The sequence below is a fragment of the Pseudomonas sp. T8 genome (assembly GCF_024610635.1).
GTDB lineage: Bacteria > Pseudomonadota > Gammaproteobacteria > Pseudomonadales > Pseudomonadaceae > Aquipseudomonas > Aquipseudomonas chlororaphis_I.
Genome location: NZ_CP102374.1, coordinates 2,339,119 through 2,354,541 on the forward strand (window position 1 = coordinate 2,339,119; position 15,423 = coordinate 2,354,541).

The 15,423-nt window shown below is 63.8% G+C and carries 14 protein-coding genes and 1 pseudogene; 6 read left to right on the top strand and 9 right to left on the bottom strand.

Annotated elements, in window-relative coordinates:
- Positions 1-53: 53 nt before the first annotated feature.
- The 5 genes from NRG23_RS10430 to NRG23_RS10450 form a co-directional block, all read right to left on the bottom strand.
- Entirely contained in the window at positions 54-497 is a 444-nt protein-coding gene (locus NRG23_RS10430) for a hotdog fold thioesterase (protein ID WP_007931583.1), read from the bottom strand.
- A 30-nt stretch (positions 498-527) separates the two neighbouring features.
- Positions 528-2,195, bottom strand: a complete 1,668-nt coding sequence (locus tag NRG23_RS10435; RefSeq protein ID WP_257374603.1) for an AMP-binding protein — start codon at positions 2,193-2,195, stop codon at positions 528-530.
- 214 nt (positions 2,196-2,409) lie between these two features.
- Positions 2,410-2,859: a phosphohistidine phosphatase SixA gene (gene sixA / locus NRG23_RS10440; protein WP_009047787.1), complete on the bottom strand. Its 450-nt coding sequence runs from the start codon at positions 2,857-2,859 to the stop codon at positions 2,410-2,412.
- The gene (locus tag NRG23_RS10445; RefSeq protein ID WP_007931570.1) at positions 2,856-3,203 is read right to left on the bottom strand and encodes a DUF4389 domain-containing protein; all 348 of its coding nucleotides are present in this window, start codon (positions 3,201-3,203) and stop codon (positions 2,856-2,858) included. Before NRG23_RS10445 ends, sixA begins: the two co-directional genes overlap by 4 nt.
- A gap of 18 nt (positions 3,204-3,221) precedes the next feature.
- Positions 3,222-4,247 (bottom strand): NAD(P)H-dependent glycerol-3-phosphate dehydrogenase, encoded by a 1,026-nt coding sequence (locus NRG23_RS10450; RefSeq protein ID WP_009042808.1) that lies wholly within the window; start codon positions 4,245-4,247, stop codon positions 3,222-3,224.
- A 194-nt stretch (positions 4,248-4,441) separates the two neighbouring features.
- Between NRG23_RS10450 and NRG23_RS10455 the strand changes: the two genes are divergently transcribed.
- From NRG23_RS10455 to fabB, 5 genes are all read left to right on the top strand, one after another.
- Positions 4,442-6,565: a TonB-dependent siderophore receptor gene (locus NRG23_RS10455; RefSeq protein WP_029526155.1), complete on the top strand. Its 2,124-nt coding sequence runs from the start codon at positions 4,442-4,444 to the stop codon at positions 6,563-6,565.
- A 1-nt stretch (position 6,566) separates the two neighbouring features.
- A complete protein-coding gene (locus NRG23_RS10460) occupies positions 6,567-7,496 on the top strand; it encodes an ABC transporter substrate-binding protein (protein WP_373922253.1) in 930 nt (309 codons plus the stop codon).
- A complete protein-coding gene (locus NRG23_RS10465) occupies positions 7,493-9,394 on the top strand; it encodes an ATP-binding protein (RefSeq protein WP_038631071.1) in 1,902 nt (633 codons plus the stop codon). Before NRG23_RS10460 ends, NRG23_RS10465 begins: the two co-directional genes overlap by 4 nt.
- 248 nt (positions 9,395-9,642) lie before the next feature.
- Positions 9,643-10,158 carry a 3-hydroxyacyl-[acyl-carrier-protein] dehydratase FabA gene (gene fabA, locus NRG23_RS10470; protein ID WP_007931558.1) on the top strand — a complete coding sequence of 172 codons (516 nt, stop codon included), beginning with the start codon at positions 9,643-9,645 and terminating at the stop codon, positions 10,156-10,158.
- 11 nt (positions 10,159-10,169) lie between these two features.
- Positions 10,170-11,390, top strand: coding sequence for a beta-ketoacyl-ACP synthase I (gene fabB, locus NRG23_RS10475; RefSeq protein ID WP_257374605.1), 1,221 nt, complete (start codon positions 10,170-10,172; stop codon positions 11,388-11,390).
- 79 nt (positions 11,391-11,469) lie between these two features.
- Here fabB and NRG23_RS32820 read toward each other — a convergent pair whose 3' ends face one another.
- The 4 genes and pseudogenes from NRG23_RS32820 to NRG23_RS10490 form a co-directional block, all read right to left on the bottom strand.
- Complete coding sequence (locus NRG23_RS32820; RefSeq protein ID WP_371356849.1) at positions 11,470-12,333, bottom strand: methyl-accepting chemotaxis protein; 864 nt, start codon at positions 12,331-12,333, stop codon at positions 11,470-11,472.
- Between the two features lie 39 nt (positions 12,334-12,372).
- Positions 12,373-13,095, bottom strand: a pseudogene (locus NRG23_RS32825) (MCP four helix bundle domain-containing protein); the annotation flags it as partial.
- A 137-nt stretch (positions 13,096-13,232) separates the two neighbouring features.
- Positions 13,233-13,697 carry a DUF3859 domain-containing protein gene (locus tag NRG23_RS10485; RefSeq protein WP_009047781.1) on the bottom strand — a complete coding sequence of 155 codons (465 nt, stop codon included), beginning with the start codon at positions 13,695-13,697 and terminating at the stop codon, positions 13,233-13,235.
- A gap of 112 nt (positions 13,698-13,809) precedes the next feature.
- Positions 13,810-14,811: an amidohydrolase family protein gene (locus NRG23_RS10490; protein ID WP_009047780.1), complete on the bottom strand. Its 1,002-nt coding sequence runs from the start codon at positions 14,809-14,811 to the stop codon at positions 13,810-13,812.
- Positions 14,812-14,947: 136 nt separating this feature from the next.
- Here NRG23_RS10490 and NRG23_RS10495 point away from each other — a divergent pair, with 136 nt between their 5' ends.
- Entirely contained in the window at positions 14,948-15,364 is a 417-nt protein-coding gene (locus tag NRG23_RS10495; protein ID WP_007931549.1) for an OsmC family protein, read from the top strand.
- Positions 15,365-15,423 lie beyond the last annotated feature (59 nt).

The window sequence follows — 15,423 nt, forward strand, 5'->3', positions numbered from 1 at the left end:
ATGACAGTAACGGTCAAGAATGATGACACTCCGCTTCAGCCTATGGGTACCGCTCAACGTGCCGGCGGCGTCTGCCCCAGCGGCACCACGGCCATGGTCAGGCGCGATACGCAGCTGGCCTTGCCTTCGTCGCTGCAGAGGCGAATATCCCAGACATGGGTGGTACGCCCGATATGAATCGCCCTGGCCACCGCCGTCACCCGGCCGGAACGCAGGCCGCGCAGATGGTTGGCGTTGATCTCCAGGCCCACGCAGTAGAACTTGCTGGCGTCGATGCACAGGTAGCTGGCCATGGAGCCGACCGTTTCCGCCAGCACCACCGAGGCGCCGCCGTGCAGCAGGCCATAGGGTTGGTGGGTACGATGGTCGATCACCATGCTAGCGGTCAGGGATTCGTCGTCGAAGGACTCGAAGCGGATGTCCAGCACCTCACCGATGGTGTTTTTCTGGATCGCGTTCAGTTGCTCGATGTTCGGGGTGGTACGCCATAGGCTCATCACTGCATCCTTTAGGGGGGTTAACCGCGCTCAATCCTGCCACAGCACCGCTTCGGAGCGCTCGCTCCACTCTTTGAAGCGCTCGCCGTAGGTGGCTTCGATGACATTGCGCTTGATCTTCAGGGTCGGGGTCAGAAAGCCGTTTTCCACCGCCCAACTGTCCTTCACCACCACCAGGCGGTGCAAGCGTTCATGTTTATCGAGCGCGCCGTTGACCTCATCGAGCAGGCTTTCCAGGCTCGCATGCAGGCCGCCACGGGCACCGCCGGCGGCGTCCTGCAAACCGGCCGCGGACAACACGCACAGGCCCAGCGGCGCACTCAGGCCATCGCCGACCACACACACCTGCTCGATCCGCGAATGCACCGCCAGCCGGTTCTCGATCGGCGCCGGGGCCACGTACTTGCCCTTGCTGGTCTTGAAGATTTCCTTGAGCCGCCCGGTCAGGCGCAGATTGCCATCGGCGTCCTGCTCGCCCTTGTCGCCGGTGCGCAGGAAACCATCCGCGGTGACGGTTTCCGCGGTCTTCTGTGGGTCCTTGAAGTAGCCGAGCATGGTCGCCCCACTGCGCACCTGGACCTCTCCGGCCTCGTCGATCCGCACCTCGACGTCCGGGCAAGGCCGACCGATCCAGCCGGGTACATGCTGGCCGCTGCGGCCGATGTGAGAATAACCGCAACTTTCGGTCATGCCGTACACCTCCAGCACGTCGAGGCCCAGGCGCTGGTACCAGTCCAACAGGGTCTGCGGCACCGGCGCGGCGCCGGACAAGGCGACCCGCAGTGCATCCAGCCCCAGCCCGGCCAGCACCTTGTGCCCGACCCGCTTGCCGATGAGCGGCAGGCCCAGCAGGAAGTCCAGGCGCTTGGCCGGAACCTTGCTGTACACGCCCATCTGGAACTTGGTCCAGATCCGCGGCACACCGAACAGCGCCGTTGGCCGCGCCCGCTGCAGGTCGATGAGAAAGGTCTCCAGGCTCTCGGCGAAGAACACCGTCTGCCCGGTATAGATCGCCGCCAGCTCGACGAACATGCGCTCGGCCACATGGCACAGCGGCAGGTAGGACAGCAGCCGGTCCGTCGGCCCGAGGCCGAACAGCTGGGTGCCGCGGGTCGCCGCAAAGCCCAGGGTGCCGAAGCTGTGCATCACGCCCTTGGGCAGGCCGGTGGTGCCCGAGGTGTAAATGATGGTCGCCAGTTGCTCGGCGGCGGGGTTGGGGTCGTCCTGGATCGGCGAGCACTGCTGCAACTGGTCCCAGGTGAAGTCGAAGCGGCCTTCGGGGCAGATCGGCAGGCTGATGGTCGGCAGCCCGGGTTTCACGCCGGGGGCCATCGCCGGCCAGTCATCGAGCTTGCCGATGAACACCAGGGCCGACTCGGAATGCTCCAGCACCTGAGCCACCGAATCGGCGGTCAGGTTGGGATACAGCGGCACGGAAACGTGACCGGCCATCCAGATCGCCAGGTCGGCGATGATCCAGTGGGCGCAGTTCTTGGAAATGATCGCGACATGACTGCCCGGCGGCAGCTCGCGGGCGCGCAGCCAGTGAGCGGCGCGGCGGGCCTGGTGGCCGACGTCGGCCCAGGTCAGCTCTTCGACCCGGCCACCACCCAGGGGCTGGACCAGGAAACGTTGGCGGGGATGACGAGCTTCGCGCTCGTAGAACACTTCCAGCGGCAAACGAAAAGCAGCAGACATGCGACTCGCTCCTTTGTTTTTGTTCTGATCGTGAGGCTAGCCAACCAAGCACTTGCTCGGGCGACTATTCCACGCACAAAGGAACGCTGCAAGTTAAGAAATGTAGCGAAAAGCCCAGATCGTCGTGGGAGCGAGGCTTGCCCGCAATAAGAGGAACGCGCTGCTTCAGACAGTCCGCGCCGCTTCCTTCGCGGGCAAGCCTCGCTCCTACGGTTCAGGGATTCTTGATGCTGTTGAGGGTCATCAGGCCGGCCAGCGGCCAGTCGCCTTCGAGTTCCGCCAGGCCTGCGGTGTGCATCGGCTGGGGATTGCGCAGATGGCCATGCTGCAGGAGGCCGATCAGGTTACCCACCAGCGGCTGGTGGCTGACCAGCAGCACGTTGTCCGCCGAATCGAGCTGGGCGACCACCGACAACGGGTTGTTGTCCGGCGTCAGCCAGGACACGGTGCGGATATCCGCTTCGAAGCCCAGGGCTTCGCGCACCAGCTTCGCCGTCTGCTGCGCCCGCGCATAAGGGCTGGCGATGATCGCGCTGAGCGGCTGGCCGATCAGGTGCGCGGCGCTGCGCAGCGCTTCCTCGCGGCCATGCTCGGTCAGGTTGCGCTCGGCATCGCTGCGTGCATGCGGCTCGGCTTCACCGTGGCGCAACACCCAGAGCTTCACAGCTTGGGCTCCTCGTCGCGCACCGGATGGGGCGCCGGTGGCACCACGTGCGGCGCTTCGCCTTCAGGGGCGCGCGGGGCCGGCCAGTCGGCGAACGGCCAAGGCTTCTGGTCGGTGTGGAAACTGCCGAAGCGGCCGATCTGCGCCAGGAACTGGCTCAGGCTGTCGCCGAAGTTCATCAGGCTGGCACTTGGCGAGCCGTAGATCAGCCGGTAGATCAACTGCACCAGCACCAACGCGCCGAGGATGAATTGCGCCACTTGCCAGACCAGCACGAACACCAGCATCCACAGCACACGCAGGAGGATGGATTCGTACTTGGCTTCGGAATTCGTATCGTTCATGTCTCGCTCCTGTCCTGCTCAGTTGAAACCACTGGGGGAGATAAAGTCGACATCGGTTTTCGGCTCGCCGCGCATCAGCAGCTCGATGACCTGATTCAGCGTGCGACCTTCAAACAGGATGGCATGTAATCCGGCCACCAGCGGCATATATACGCCCACTTCCTGTGCCTTGACCTTGAGCACCTTGAGGGTGTTCACGCCTTCGGCCACCTCGCCGAGCCGGTCCACCGCCTCTTCCAGGCTCAGGCCTTCGCCCAGGGCGAAACCGACCTGATAGTTGCGGCTCTTGGGCGACGAGCAGGTGACGATCAAATCGCCAACCCCCGCCAGGCCGAGGAAGGTCATCGGGTTGGCGCCCTGGCTGACGGCGAAACGGGTCATTTCCGCCAGCGCCCGGGTAATCAGCATGCTCTTGGTGTTTTCCCCCATGCCCAGCGCCACGGCCATGCCGGCGATGATCGCGTAGACGTTCTTCAACGCCCCGCCCAGCTCGACGCCGAAGCGGTCGGCGCTGGCATAGACGCGGAAGGTACGGCCATGCAGGGCCGCCTGCACGCGCTGGCAGAGTTCTTCGTCTTCACTGGCGACCACGGTGGCGGTCAAAGCGTGCTCGGCCACTTCACGGGCCAGGTTCGGCCCGGACAGCACGCCGATCCGCGCTTGTGGCGCGATCTCTTCGAGGATTTCGCTCATCAGCTTGAAGGTCTGCGCCTCGATGCCCTTGGTCAGGCTGACCAGCAGCTTGCCGGCGAGCAGCTGCGCATGGGGTGCCAGCACCGAGCGCAGAGCGCTGGAGGGCAAGGCGACAAAACACAGGTCACTGTCGTTCAGGGTGGCCAGAAGATCGGTCACCGGCTCCACCGCCGGATGAATCTTGATGCCTTTGAGGTAACGCGGATTTTCGCGATGAATGCGAATGGCCTCCGCCTGCTCCGGGTCGCGCATCCACTGCCGCACCCGATGGCCGTTCTCGGCCAGCAGATTGGCCACGGCGGTACCAAAGCTTCCGCCTCCCAGGACCGCGATAGGGCGCTGTTCAGTCATATGCAATCCGTCAATCCATACAGTGGCGATGGCGGCATTATACGGGGCGGCCCTGCGGCGGCCAGCCCCGTGAACAATTAGGCACAAATGCCGGGAAAACGCCGATTAGACCCCGGATTGTCGGGGTTATCGACTGGAAAACCCGGTCATCTCGGTTAACATGCGCGGCAATTATCCGTTATCAAGGCTGTGCCGTGTATCCTGGCCCTCCCCTCTCCCGCCCATCGCTCTTGCTGGCGCTGCTGTGCAGCACCCCGGCGTTGGCCGACGATCTGTTCCTGGACAGCCAGCCGCTGCCGGAAATCCTCACCGCCACCCGTCTGAAACAGTCCCCCGCGGCCGTGCCCGGCAGCATGACCGTGCTCGACAGCGAACTGATCAACGCCAGCGGCGCCCGCGACATCAGCGAGCTGCTGCGCCTGGTGCCGGGGATGATGGTCGGCAATATCAACGGCAACCAGGCCGCGGTGAACTATCACGGCACCAATGCCAGCGAAGCGCGGCGCATGCAGGTGCTGATCGACGGGCGCTCGGTGTACCGGGCGGGCCTGGCCACCGTGGACTGGAGCGACATTCCGGTGGCCATGGAGGACATCGAGCGCATCGAGGTGTTCCGCGGCCCCAATACCGTCAGTTACGGCGCCAATGCGCTGATGGCGGTGATCAACATCATTACCCGCTCGCCCGCCAACAGCCACGGCACGCGGGTCAAGGTCACCCGCGGCCAGCGCGGTATCAGCGACTGGTACGCCAGCCAGGGCACCGGCTGGGACAGCGGCGACCTGCGCCTTTCGCTCTCCGGGCAGGAAGACGACGGTTTCGACAGCGATCGCAACGGCGCCGACTACCGCGACAGCCGGCGCTTGAACCGCTTCAGCCTGTCGGTCAGCCAGATGCTCAACGAGCAGCAGAGCATCGACTGGCAGCTCAGCGCCAAGGAAGGCAGCAACCAGCGCCCCTATACCTACCGCCCGGTGTTCTCCGGTATCACCTCGGCCGGCTACAACTCCGACGTGATAGCCAAGGACTATGCCGGCTCGCTGCGCTGGAACCTGGACATCAACCCGGACCATAGCCTTTATATACAAGGCTCGGCCCAGCACTGGGACCGCCAGCAGAACTGGCGCGCCTGTGACGCCGAAGTGTCGTTCAGCCCGGAACTGACCCGCCTCTGGCAGCTCAACCCGAACTACGCCGAAGTGCTGGCCCGGCACATGGAGAATTTCACCGGCTCCGGCGCCCCTCCGGGCACCGCGACCGAACAGGCCCTGGCGAACCAGGTGCTGACGCAATGGAAGGACGGCGCCAAGCGCACGGTCTGCGGGGATATCGACCAGAGCGCCCGTGAATCGCGCTACGACCTCGAACTGCAGGACACCCTGAGCCTGTCCGACGGCGTGCGCCTGGTCAGCGGCCTGAACTATCGCTACGACCGCGCCGACTCGGAAACCTATTTCAACGGCACCCTCGACGACAGCACCTGGCGCGCGTTCGGCCAGCTGGAATGGCGCGCCACCGAACACTGGCTGCTGCAGGGCGGCGCCATGTTCGAGGACTCGCAACTGAGCGGCAGCTCGCTGACCCCGCGGGTGGCGATCAACTACCTGATCAACCCGCGCCACGGCCTGCGGGCGGTGTATTCGGAAGCGATCCGCTCGCCGGACATGTTCGAAAACAACGTCAACTGGAGCTACCGGGTCACCAAGCTGAGCCCGACCGCCTACGGCCAGCCCAGCGCCCAGTATTTCGTCAAGACCCGCGGCCCGGGCAACCTCGACCAGGAACGCATGCGCTCGCGGGAGCTGGGCTACAACGGCTTTTTCGCCGACCTCGGGCTGAACCTCGATGTGAAGCTGTTCTACGACGAAATCAGCGGGATGATCAGCGAGCCGTTGCGCAACAACCAGTACATCGCCAGCAACAGCAACTCCTCACGCTTCGCCGGTACAGAAACCCAGCTGGACTGGCGCCTGGACCCGGCGGACCGGCTGCGCCTGACGTACGCCTATGTCGATGCCGAGGCCAGCAACCCGCTGGACGAGCAATTGACCGCGCGCCACAGCGGCTCGGCGGGCTGGTTGCGCGACTGGGGCCAGGGCTGGTCCAGCGCGCTCTTCTACTATGGTTCCAGCGCACTCAACGGTTACCGCTTCGAACGGGTCGATACCCGCGTCGCCAAGCGCATCCCCCTGGGCAAGGGCAGCCTGGAGCTGGCCGGCGTGCTCCAGCAACGGCTCGACAACGAGCCCACCACCTTTGTCGACAACAACTATGACTCGCAACACGTCCTCTACTTCAGTGCGGAGTTGACGTTCTAGCATGAGCCACCGTCAGTCAGGGATGACGCTTGCCTTGAGCCGATTCCGGGTTCGCCTGCTGCTGTTCTGTTGCCTCTGGGGTGCACTCCCCGCATGGGCGGCCCAGGTGTTGCTGACCGGCGCCGAAGACAGCACCGGCGTGCGGGCCTTCGCCCAGGCACTGGCGCAACAGCGGCCACAGGACGAAGTGCGCTTCGAACTCCTGGCCAACCTGCCTGCCCCCGGTCAATTGCCGGCGGGCACCCGGCTGATCCTGCTCGACCCGGCGAGCCTGGAGTGGCGCCAGAAAGATACCCAGGGCCCGGCCACCCTGGTACTGCGCATCGGCCGGATCCAGGCCCAGCAGCGCCTTGGGGCAACGGCCTCGCCCCGGCTGAGCCTGTTATGGAGCGACCCGCCGCTGGCTCGGCAATTGCAATTGATCCGCAAGATCCTCCCCCAGGCCCGGCGGGTCGGCGTGCTCTACGGCGCCGACAGCGAATTCCTGCTCAAGGAACTGCACCAGGCCGCCCATCCCCTGGGGCTGGAAATCGTCGCCGAGCGCTGGGACGACACCAATGACAGTCGCCCGCTGCAAAGCCTGCTGAAAAGCAGCGACGTCCTGCTGGGGCTGGACGACCCACAGCTGTACAACCCGAAAACCGCGAAGAACCTGTTATTGAGCAGCTATGCCCGGCAGCTGGCGCTGATCGGCCCCAATGCCGGATTCGTCAAGGCCGGCAGCCTGGCCAGCACCTACAGCGACCAGGACGACTGGCTGCAGGTGCTCGACGATTTGCTGGACCGGCCCACGACCCACTGGCCGCGTACCCTGTATCCGCAACCGTTCAAGGTGTTGAGCAACCCGCAAGTGGCACGCTCCCTGGGTGTCGAACCGATTGACGAGCAATCGGTGGCGACCCAGCTGGCCGAAGGAGAAAAACGCCCATGACCTTCCGTCGCCGTTGGGACATCAGTACCCGCACCCAGATCATCTGCCTCGGCCCGGCGCTGCTGCTGACCCTGCTGCTGATCAGCTTCTTTACCTTCGTGCGGATCCAGGATCTGCGCCAGGAGCTCAATCACACCGGCCAGTTGATCGCCAACCAGCTGGCGCCGGCCACCGAGTACGGGGTGATTTCGGGCAACAGCGAAGGCCTCGAGAGCCTGCTCAAGGCCACCCTGGCCACGCCCCATGTGCGCTTTCTCGAAGTCCAGGACAGCCGCAACAAGATCCTGGTGTACGTCGAGCAGCCTTCGGAAACCCACAACCGCTCACAGCAGGTGGAAGTGTTCCAGGCCCCGGTGCGCCTGCAACGCATCCAGCTCAACAACGACTTCTTCCAGGACGACCCGGGCGCCAGCGCTACCCCCAACGCGGACTACCTGGGGCGGGTGATCGTCGGCATGTCCAACGACGCCTTCAGCCAGCGCCAGCAGGAGATCCTGTTCAAGGCCGGCATCCTCGCGCTGTTCGCCCTGCTGTTCACCTTCCTCCTGGCCCGCCGCCTGGCGGCCAGCCTGTCGCAGCCGATCAGCGCCATGGGCACCGCGGTCAAGGCCATTCAACAGGGTGACTTCAAGACTCCGCTGCCGATCGTCGACGATGCCGAGCTGGGCGATCTTTCGCGGCATATCAACAACCTCGCCGCCGGCCTCGAGCAGGCCAGCCGCGAGCAGCACCAGGCCATGGCGCAATTGATCCAGACCCGCGAAGAAGCGGAACGGGCCAACAACGCCAAGTCGGACTTCCTGGCGATGATGAGCCATGAACTGCGCACGCCCATGAACGGCGTGCTGGGCATGCTGCAACTGCTCGAAACCACGGAAATGACCGATGAGCAGCACGAGTACGCGGCGCTGGCCTCCGAATCCACCGAGCACCTGCTCAAGGTGATCAACGACATCCTCGACTTCTCGCGCATCGAGCGCTCGGCCCTGGAGCTGGAGCACATCCCGTTCAACCTCGCCGAACTCATCAGCAGCTCGGCCCAGGCCTTCCAGCACAGCGCCGCGCAGCGCGGGCTGGACCTGCAACTGCGCTTGCCGCCCGGCATGGAGTCGCTGCAAGTCAAAGGCGACCCGACGCGCATCCGGCAGATCCTGGTGAACCTGATCGGCAACGCCTTGAAGTTCACCGAACAAGGCAGCGTCACCATCGAGCCGCAATGGCAGGCCCTGGACCATGAACTGCTGTGGTTCACCTGTAGCGTGCGCGACAGCGGGATCGGCATCAGCCCGCAAAGCCTGGAACTGATGTTCAACGCCTTCCAGCAGGCCGACAGTTCGATTTCCCGGCGTTATGGCGGCACCGGCCTGGGGCTGCCGATCGCCCGCACCCTGGCCGAACGCATGGGCGGCACCCTGCGCGCGCAGAGCGAGGAAGGTCGCGGCTCGGTGTTCACCCTGGAGATCCCGCTGGCGCTGTACCAGCAAAGCCTGCCGGTGCTGGCGCCGCGAGTGCACAGCGGGCATGCCCATGGCGAAGGACGCAACGTGCTGCTGGTGGAAGACAACCCGGTCAACCAGACCGTGATCCAGGCCATGCTGCGCAGCCTGGGCTTCACGGTCAGCATCGCCACCGACGGCGCCCAGGCCATTCGCAGCGCCGAAAGCCTGATTTTCGAGGCGATCCTGATGGATTGCCGACTGCCGCTGATCGACGGTTACGAGGCCACCCGGCAGATCCGCCAACTGCCCGGATGCGCCGACCTGCCGATCATCGCCCTGACCGCCAACGCCTTGCAGGGCGACCGCGAAGCGTGTTTGTCGGCGGGAATGAACGATTACCTGGCCAAGCCGTTCAAACGCACGGATCTGCAGCAAATACTCCAACGTTGGGTGCAGTAGCGGCCATTTATCGACCATCTGCGACTGGCGTGAAGGGCGAAAGTGCGGCAGTCTTAGGCACCCGAACAGGCCCCTCACAGGGCCTGTATAATAATTTCAGTGCACAAGTGTACATTCATGTCCCTTGTGCTGTGACTTTCACCACAACGCAATAGTCTATGAGTAGGCTGCCGGCTCGAGGCATGAACGCTTCGATCGGCCGGGAAGATTTGCCCCACCCTGCCGCATGGGACTATTGAGGAGCTCGCATGACCAAACAAAACGCCTTTACTCGGGAAGATCTGCTGCGCTGCAGTCGCGGTGAGCTGTTCGGCCCAGGTAACGCGCAACTGCCCGCCCCGAACATGCTGATGGTGGATCGCATCACTCATATCAGCCAAGAGGGTGGCAAGTACGGCAAAGGTGAATTGGTCGCCGAGCTGGATATCACCCCCGACCTGTGGTTCTTCGCCTGCCACTTCGAAGGCGATCCGGTGATGCCAGGCTGCCTGGGCCTCGACGCCATGTGGCAACTGGTTGGCTTCTTCCTGGGCTGGCAAGGCCTGCCGGGCCGCGGTCGCGCCCTGGGTTCGGGCGAAGTGAAGTTCTTTGGCCAGGTGCTGCCGACCGCCAAGAAAGTCACCTATAACATTCATATCAAGCGCGTCCTCAAGGGCAAGCTGAACATGGCCATCGCCGATGGTTCGGTCAGCGTCGACGGCCGCGAAATCTACACCGCCGAAGGCCTCCGGGTCGGCGTTTTCACCTCCACTGACAACTTCTAAGGGTTATCCGCATGCGCCGCGTCGTTATCACTGGTCTGGGCATCGTTTCGTGCCTGGGCAATGACAAAGAGACCGTCTCCGCTAACCTGCGTGCAAGTCGCCCTGGCATCCGCTTCAACCCGGAATATGCCGAAATGGGTCTGCGTAGCCAGGTTTCCGGCTCCATTGACCTCAACCTCGAAGATCTGATCGATCGCAAGATCTATCGTTTCGTCGGCCACGCGGCGGCTTACGCCTACCTGGCCATGAAAGACGCCATCGCCGACTCCGGCCTGACCGAAGAGCAGGTTTCCAACCCGCGTACCGGCCTGATCGCCGGCTCCGGCGGCGCCTCGACCCTGAACCAGATGGAAGCGCTGGACATCCTGCGCGAGAAAGGCGTCAAGCGCGTTGGCCCATACCGTGTCACGCGGACCATGAGCAGCACCGTTTCCGCGTGCCTGGCCACTCCGTTCAAGATCAAGGGCCTGAACTACTCCATCGCGTCTGCCTGCGCCACCAGTGCCCACTGCATCGGTACCGCCATGGAACAGATCCAGATGGGCAAGCAGGACATCGTGTTCGCCGGCGGCGGTGAAGAAGAACACTGGAGCCAGTCGTTCCTGTTCGACGCCATGGGCGCCCTGTCCAGCAAGCGCAATGACACCCCGGAACAAGCCTCCCGCGCCTACGACGCCGACCGTGACGGTTTTGTCATCGCCGGCGGTGGCGGCATGGTGGTGGTCGAGGAGCTGGAACACGCCCTGGCCCGCGGCGCGAAGATCTACGCCGAAATCGTTGGCTACGGCGCGACGTCCGACGGCTACGACATGGTGGCGCCAAGCGGCGAAGGTGCAATCCGTTGCATGCAGATGGCCATGTCCACTGTCGACGCACCGATCGATTACCTGAACACCCACGGCACCTCGACTCCGGTCGGCGACGTCGCGGAAATGAAAGGCGTGCGTGAAGTGTTCGGCGACAAGGCTCCAGCCATCAGCTCCACCAAGAGCCTGTCGGGTCACTCCCTGGGCGCCGCCGGCGTTCACGAAGCGATCTACTGCCTGCTGATGATGGAAGGCAACTTCATGGCCGGTTCCGCCAACATCGAAGAGCTGGATCCGGAAGTGGCCGACATGCCGATCCTGACCAAGACTCGCGAAGACGCCACCATCAACACCGTGATGAGCAACAGCTTCGGCTTCGGCGGCACCAACGCCACCCTGGTCCTGAAGCGCTGGCAGGGCAAGTAAGCCCCGCCGCTTCGCTCTATGAAAAACGCCCCGACTGGTTCGGGGCGTTTTTTATTGGGCGACTGTTTTCCCGAAGCCCTTACACCGAGAACCGCGCCACCAGGGTGTTCAGGTCCACCGCCAGCCGTGACAACTCCTGGCTCGCGGCACTGGTCTGGTTGGCCCCGGCCGAGGTCTGCATGGCCAGGTCGCGGATGTTCATCAGGTTGCGGTCCACCTCCCGAGCCACCGCCGCCTGCTCCTCCGAGGCACTGGCAATCACCGTGTTGCGCTCGTTGATCAGGGTGATCGCCCCGGCGATTTCCTCCAGCGCCGCCCCCGCCGCCTTGGCCAGTTCCAGGGTCGAACGGGCCCGGCTGTTGCTCTGCTGCATGGAGCTGACGGCCTGCTCGGTGCCCAGCTGAATGCCGCCGATCATCTGCTCGATCTCCTGGGTCGATTGCTGGGTGCGATGAGCCAGCGCCCGCACCTCGTCGGCCACCACGGCGAACCCGCGGCCGGCATCCCCGGCCCGCGCCGCCTCGATGGCGGCATTCAGGGCCAGCAGGTTGGTCTGCTCGGCCACCGAACGAATCACATCCAGCACCTTGCTGATGCCATAGACCTTCTGCGCCAGCTCTTCGACCTGGGAGGCGTTGGCGGTCACGTCGTCGGCCAGGGACTCGATGGACTGTACCGTCTGTCGCACCTGCTCACGCCCATGCTGGGCAATCAGGTCGGACTGACGGGAGGCCTCGGATGTCGCCACGGCATTGCTGGCCACCTCCTCCACCGCGGCGGTCATCTGGTTCACCGCCGTCGCCGCCTGCTCGATTTCCTGGCTCTGCTGGTGCAGGCCGCGCGTGGCGTCCTCGGTCACGCAACTGAGTTCCTCCGAAGCGGAAGCCAGCTGGCTGGAAGAGTCGGAGATGCGCCGGATGGTCTCCCGCAGGCTGTGCTGCATGGCCTTGAGCGCCTGCAGCAGGCGCGCCGGCTCATCCTTGCCACTGATGCGGATGTCCTCGGTCAGGTCGCCGCCGGCCACCACCTCGGCTACGTTCAGCGATTGCGAGAGCGGCAGTACGATGCTGCGGGTCAGCAACAGGGCCAGGACAATGGTCATCAGGCCAGCCACCACGACCATCACGACTACCCAGACCTTGGCGTTGCTGAACACCGCCCTGGCCAGCTCGGTGGCCAGGTTGGCGTTGTGCCGGTTCAGGGCCACTAACTCATTGAGGGTGCCCGCCAGCTCATCGGCCAGTTGGCTCATCTCGCCATTGACCACCGCGACCGCATCCTCGACCCGCCCCTGTTGCGACAGTGCCATTACCTGGTTCTGATGCTCGAGGTAGCGCTTCTCGGCGGCTTTGTAGCGATCGAACAGCACACGCTCTTGCGGCAGCACAATCAGCGCGTTATAGCGCTCCTGGGCCACCGTCATGCCGCGCTTGATCTCATTGAGTTTGCTTTCGTTCTGCGCCAGGGCCTGGGGGCTGCGGTTGAGCAGCAAGCGCATAGTCAGCGCGCGGACCCGCAGCAGGTCCTGATTCATTTCGCCCACCGACATCACACTGGGCAGCCAGTTGTTGTCGACCTCGTCGGACTGCGCGCGCATGTTCGCCATCTGCAGCAGGGCGAACGCCCCCAGGCCGAACACCATCAACGCCAGCAGGCCGAAGCCCAGGCCTGCGCGCGGTGCAATGTTGAGACTCCTGATGCTCATTCTCCGGTTCCTTCCAAAAGCGCTGCATTCGCCATGCAGCGGGCTGCTGTTGAAAGTATCGGGTCGCGGAAAATTTGCTTAAGACGAAAACGTGATATCAAAACGCCCAAGCACTCCGATGCCTGGGCGTAAACGATTCAGCGTACGGTAAAACGCTGCTGGACCAACAAACGGTCACCCTGGAACACCATGAAGCGCCACTCGCCGGGGATCACTTCATGACTCTCGGTGAACTCATAGGCCATGATGTCCTGCGGCGCGCCCGGTACCAGTTTCTGGGTCACTTCGAGCTTGTCGTGACGCTGGCCATCCGGGGTGCGGATACCCGGTGTGAAATACAGCAGGGTCAGCGGCACATCCTCGGCCACCTTGCCGGCCAGCTGATAACGCAGGCCGAACTTGGTGCCCAGCCGCGCAGGCACGATCTCGGTCTGCTCGATGTTCTCGTTGCTGCGCCGCAGCACCCGCTCACCCGACTGCAACGCGGCCTTCGGCCCCTCGAACACACCATATTCCACCGGGCCTTCGACACGGACTTCAGCACTGGCAAAGCCACTGAGCATCATCAGCGCCGCCAATGCGCTTAAACGGGTGAGGTGCATATCGCGCTCCTTGATTGAGATGGCGCGAGCCTATGACGCAGGCATGACAGGCTGATGACAAACCTGCATCGCCAGCGCCTTGGCAACGCCCGCGCACTGGAGCCTCCCAGGATCAACGAGCGCGCGGCAGCACGGCGAGGAAGTTGTCCTGGGCCACCTTGCGCGCCACGTCCTCCGGCAAGGCATCGAGAAAGGGCTCGAAGCTGCGCATTTCCCGCCCCAGCTTGTTGAATCGCCCGACAACGTCCGAACCCAGCATGAACCGCTCGGGAAAGCGCTCCACCAGCTTTACCCACTCCGCCCGGGGCACGCCCTGCTCATCCAGCAGGTACGGCCTGAGCACGCTCCAGGACAGGTCGATATACAGGTTGGGATAGGACTCGAGCATCCGCGCCAGGGTCGGCAGGAGAAAATTCAACTGCACCTGATGCCGGTGGATCTCCATGCTGGTGCCCGCGTGGGCCCAGATAAAACGCGTGTGGGGGTGATTGCGCAGCGGCTCTTCGATTTCCCTCAGGTACAGCGGGTTCTTTTCGCGCTTGGAGGTGATGTTGGAATGCAGCATCACCGGCAGGTCGTTTTCCGCCGCCAGGTGATAGATCCGCGTCATCGCCTCGTTATTGGCCCGTGGCGTATCGCCGGAGGTCAGCGCGGTCAGGTCGTCGTGGCGGGTAAAGACCTCGCCGATGCCCTGCCACAACCCCGGATTGAGGTCGAGCATGCGCTGGATATGGGCCTCGGAGTTCTTGTCGTTGGGGTTGAAGCCCGACAGGAACGGATGGAAGTGCCGGCGCTGCTCGGGCGTCAGGCGATTCACCGCGGCGGCGACAATCACATCGGTAGCGCTGTACCAGTAGGCATCCGCGTCATCGCCGGCGTAATAGCGCGGCCGCTTGGGTTCGTCTTCATGCCATTTCTTGGCCACCGGGATACCGGAAATCATCACATGCTCGATGCGATTGTCGGCCATGGCCTTGAGCAGCTTGTCCATGCCCGCCGACTCCTGGAAGAAGTCGACGTAATGCAGGTGGGCATCGCTGTAGGCGTAGTCGCGGGCCTGGGCCCAGGCGCTCGGCAGCAGCAACAGCAAGGTGCTCAGGTAGATCCAGCGCATGGGTGGGCTCCTGTCGATTCACGCTGGGTAGACCCTGCCCCGGAGGCGGCGGTTCAGAAAAAGGGGAACGCACAACCAGCGTAATGCTCTATAACTGCACCACCTTTCAACGACTGCTCACTGCCCGAGGTCCGTCATGACTATCACCGTCAACACCGAATCCAGCGAAGGTTTCCGCCACAGCATCCAGATCGATGACCACCAATTGTTCGCCGACCTGCCCAAGACCCTGGGCGGCGAAGGTTCCGCGCCGGAACCCCACGACTTTTTCGATGCTGCCCTGGGCGCCTGCAAGGCCCTGACCCTCAAGCTGTACGCGCAGAAAAAAGAGATTCCGCTTACTGGCGTCACGGTCGAGGTCAAGCACGACAACAGCCAGGAGCAGAAAGGCAAATACGCGCTGCACGTCAAACTGACCCTCAAAGGCGTGCTCACCGACGCCCAGCGTGAAGAGCTGCATCGCGTCGCCGACCGCTGCCCGGTGCACAAGCTGATGACCACCGCCGAGGTGAGCATCGAGACCCACCTGTCCGAAGGCGCCTTCAGCCAATAGCGCCACGGGCTGCACAAGCGGGTTATGCTCCCGGGCATAACCCGATCAGCCTGGAATGC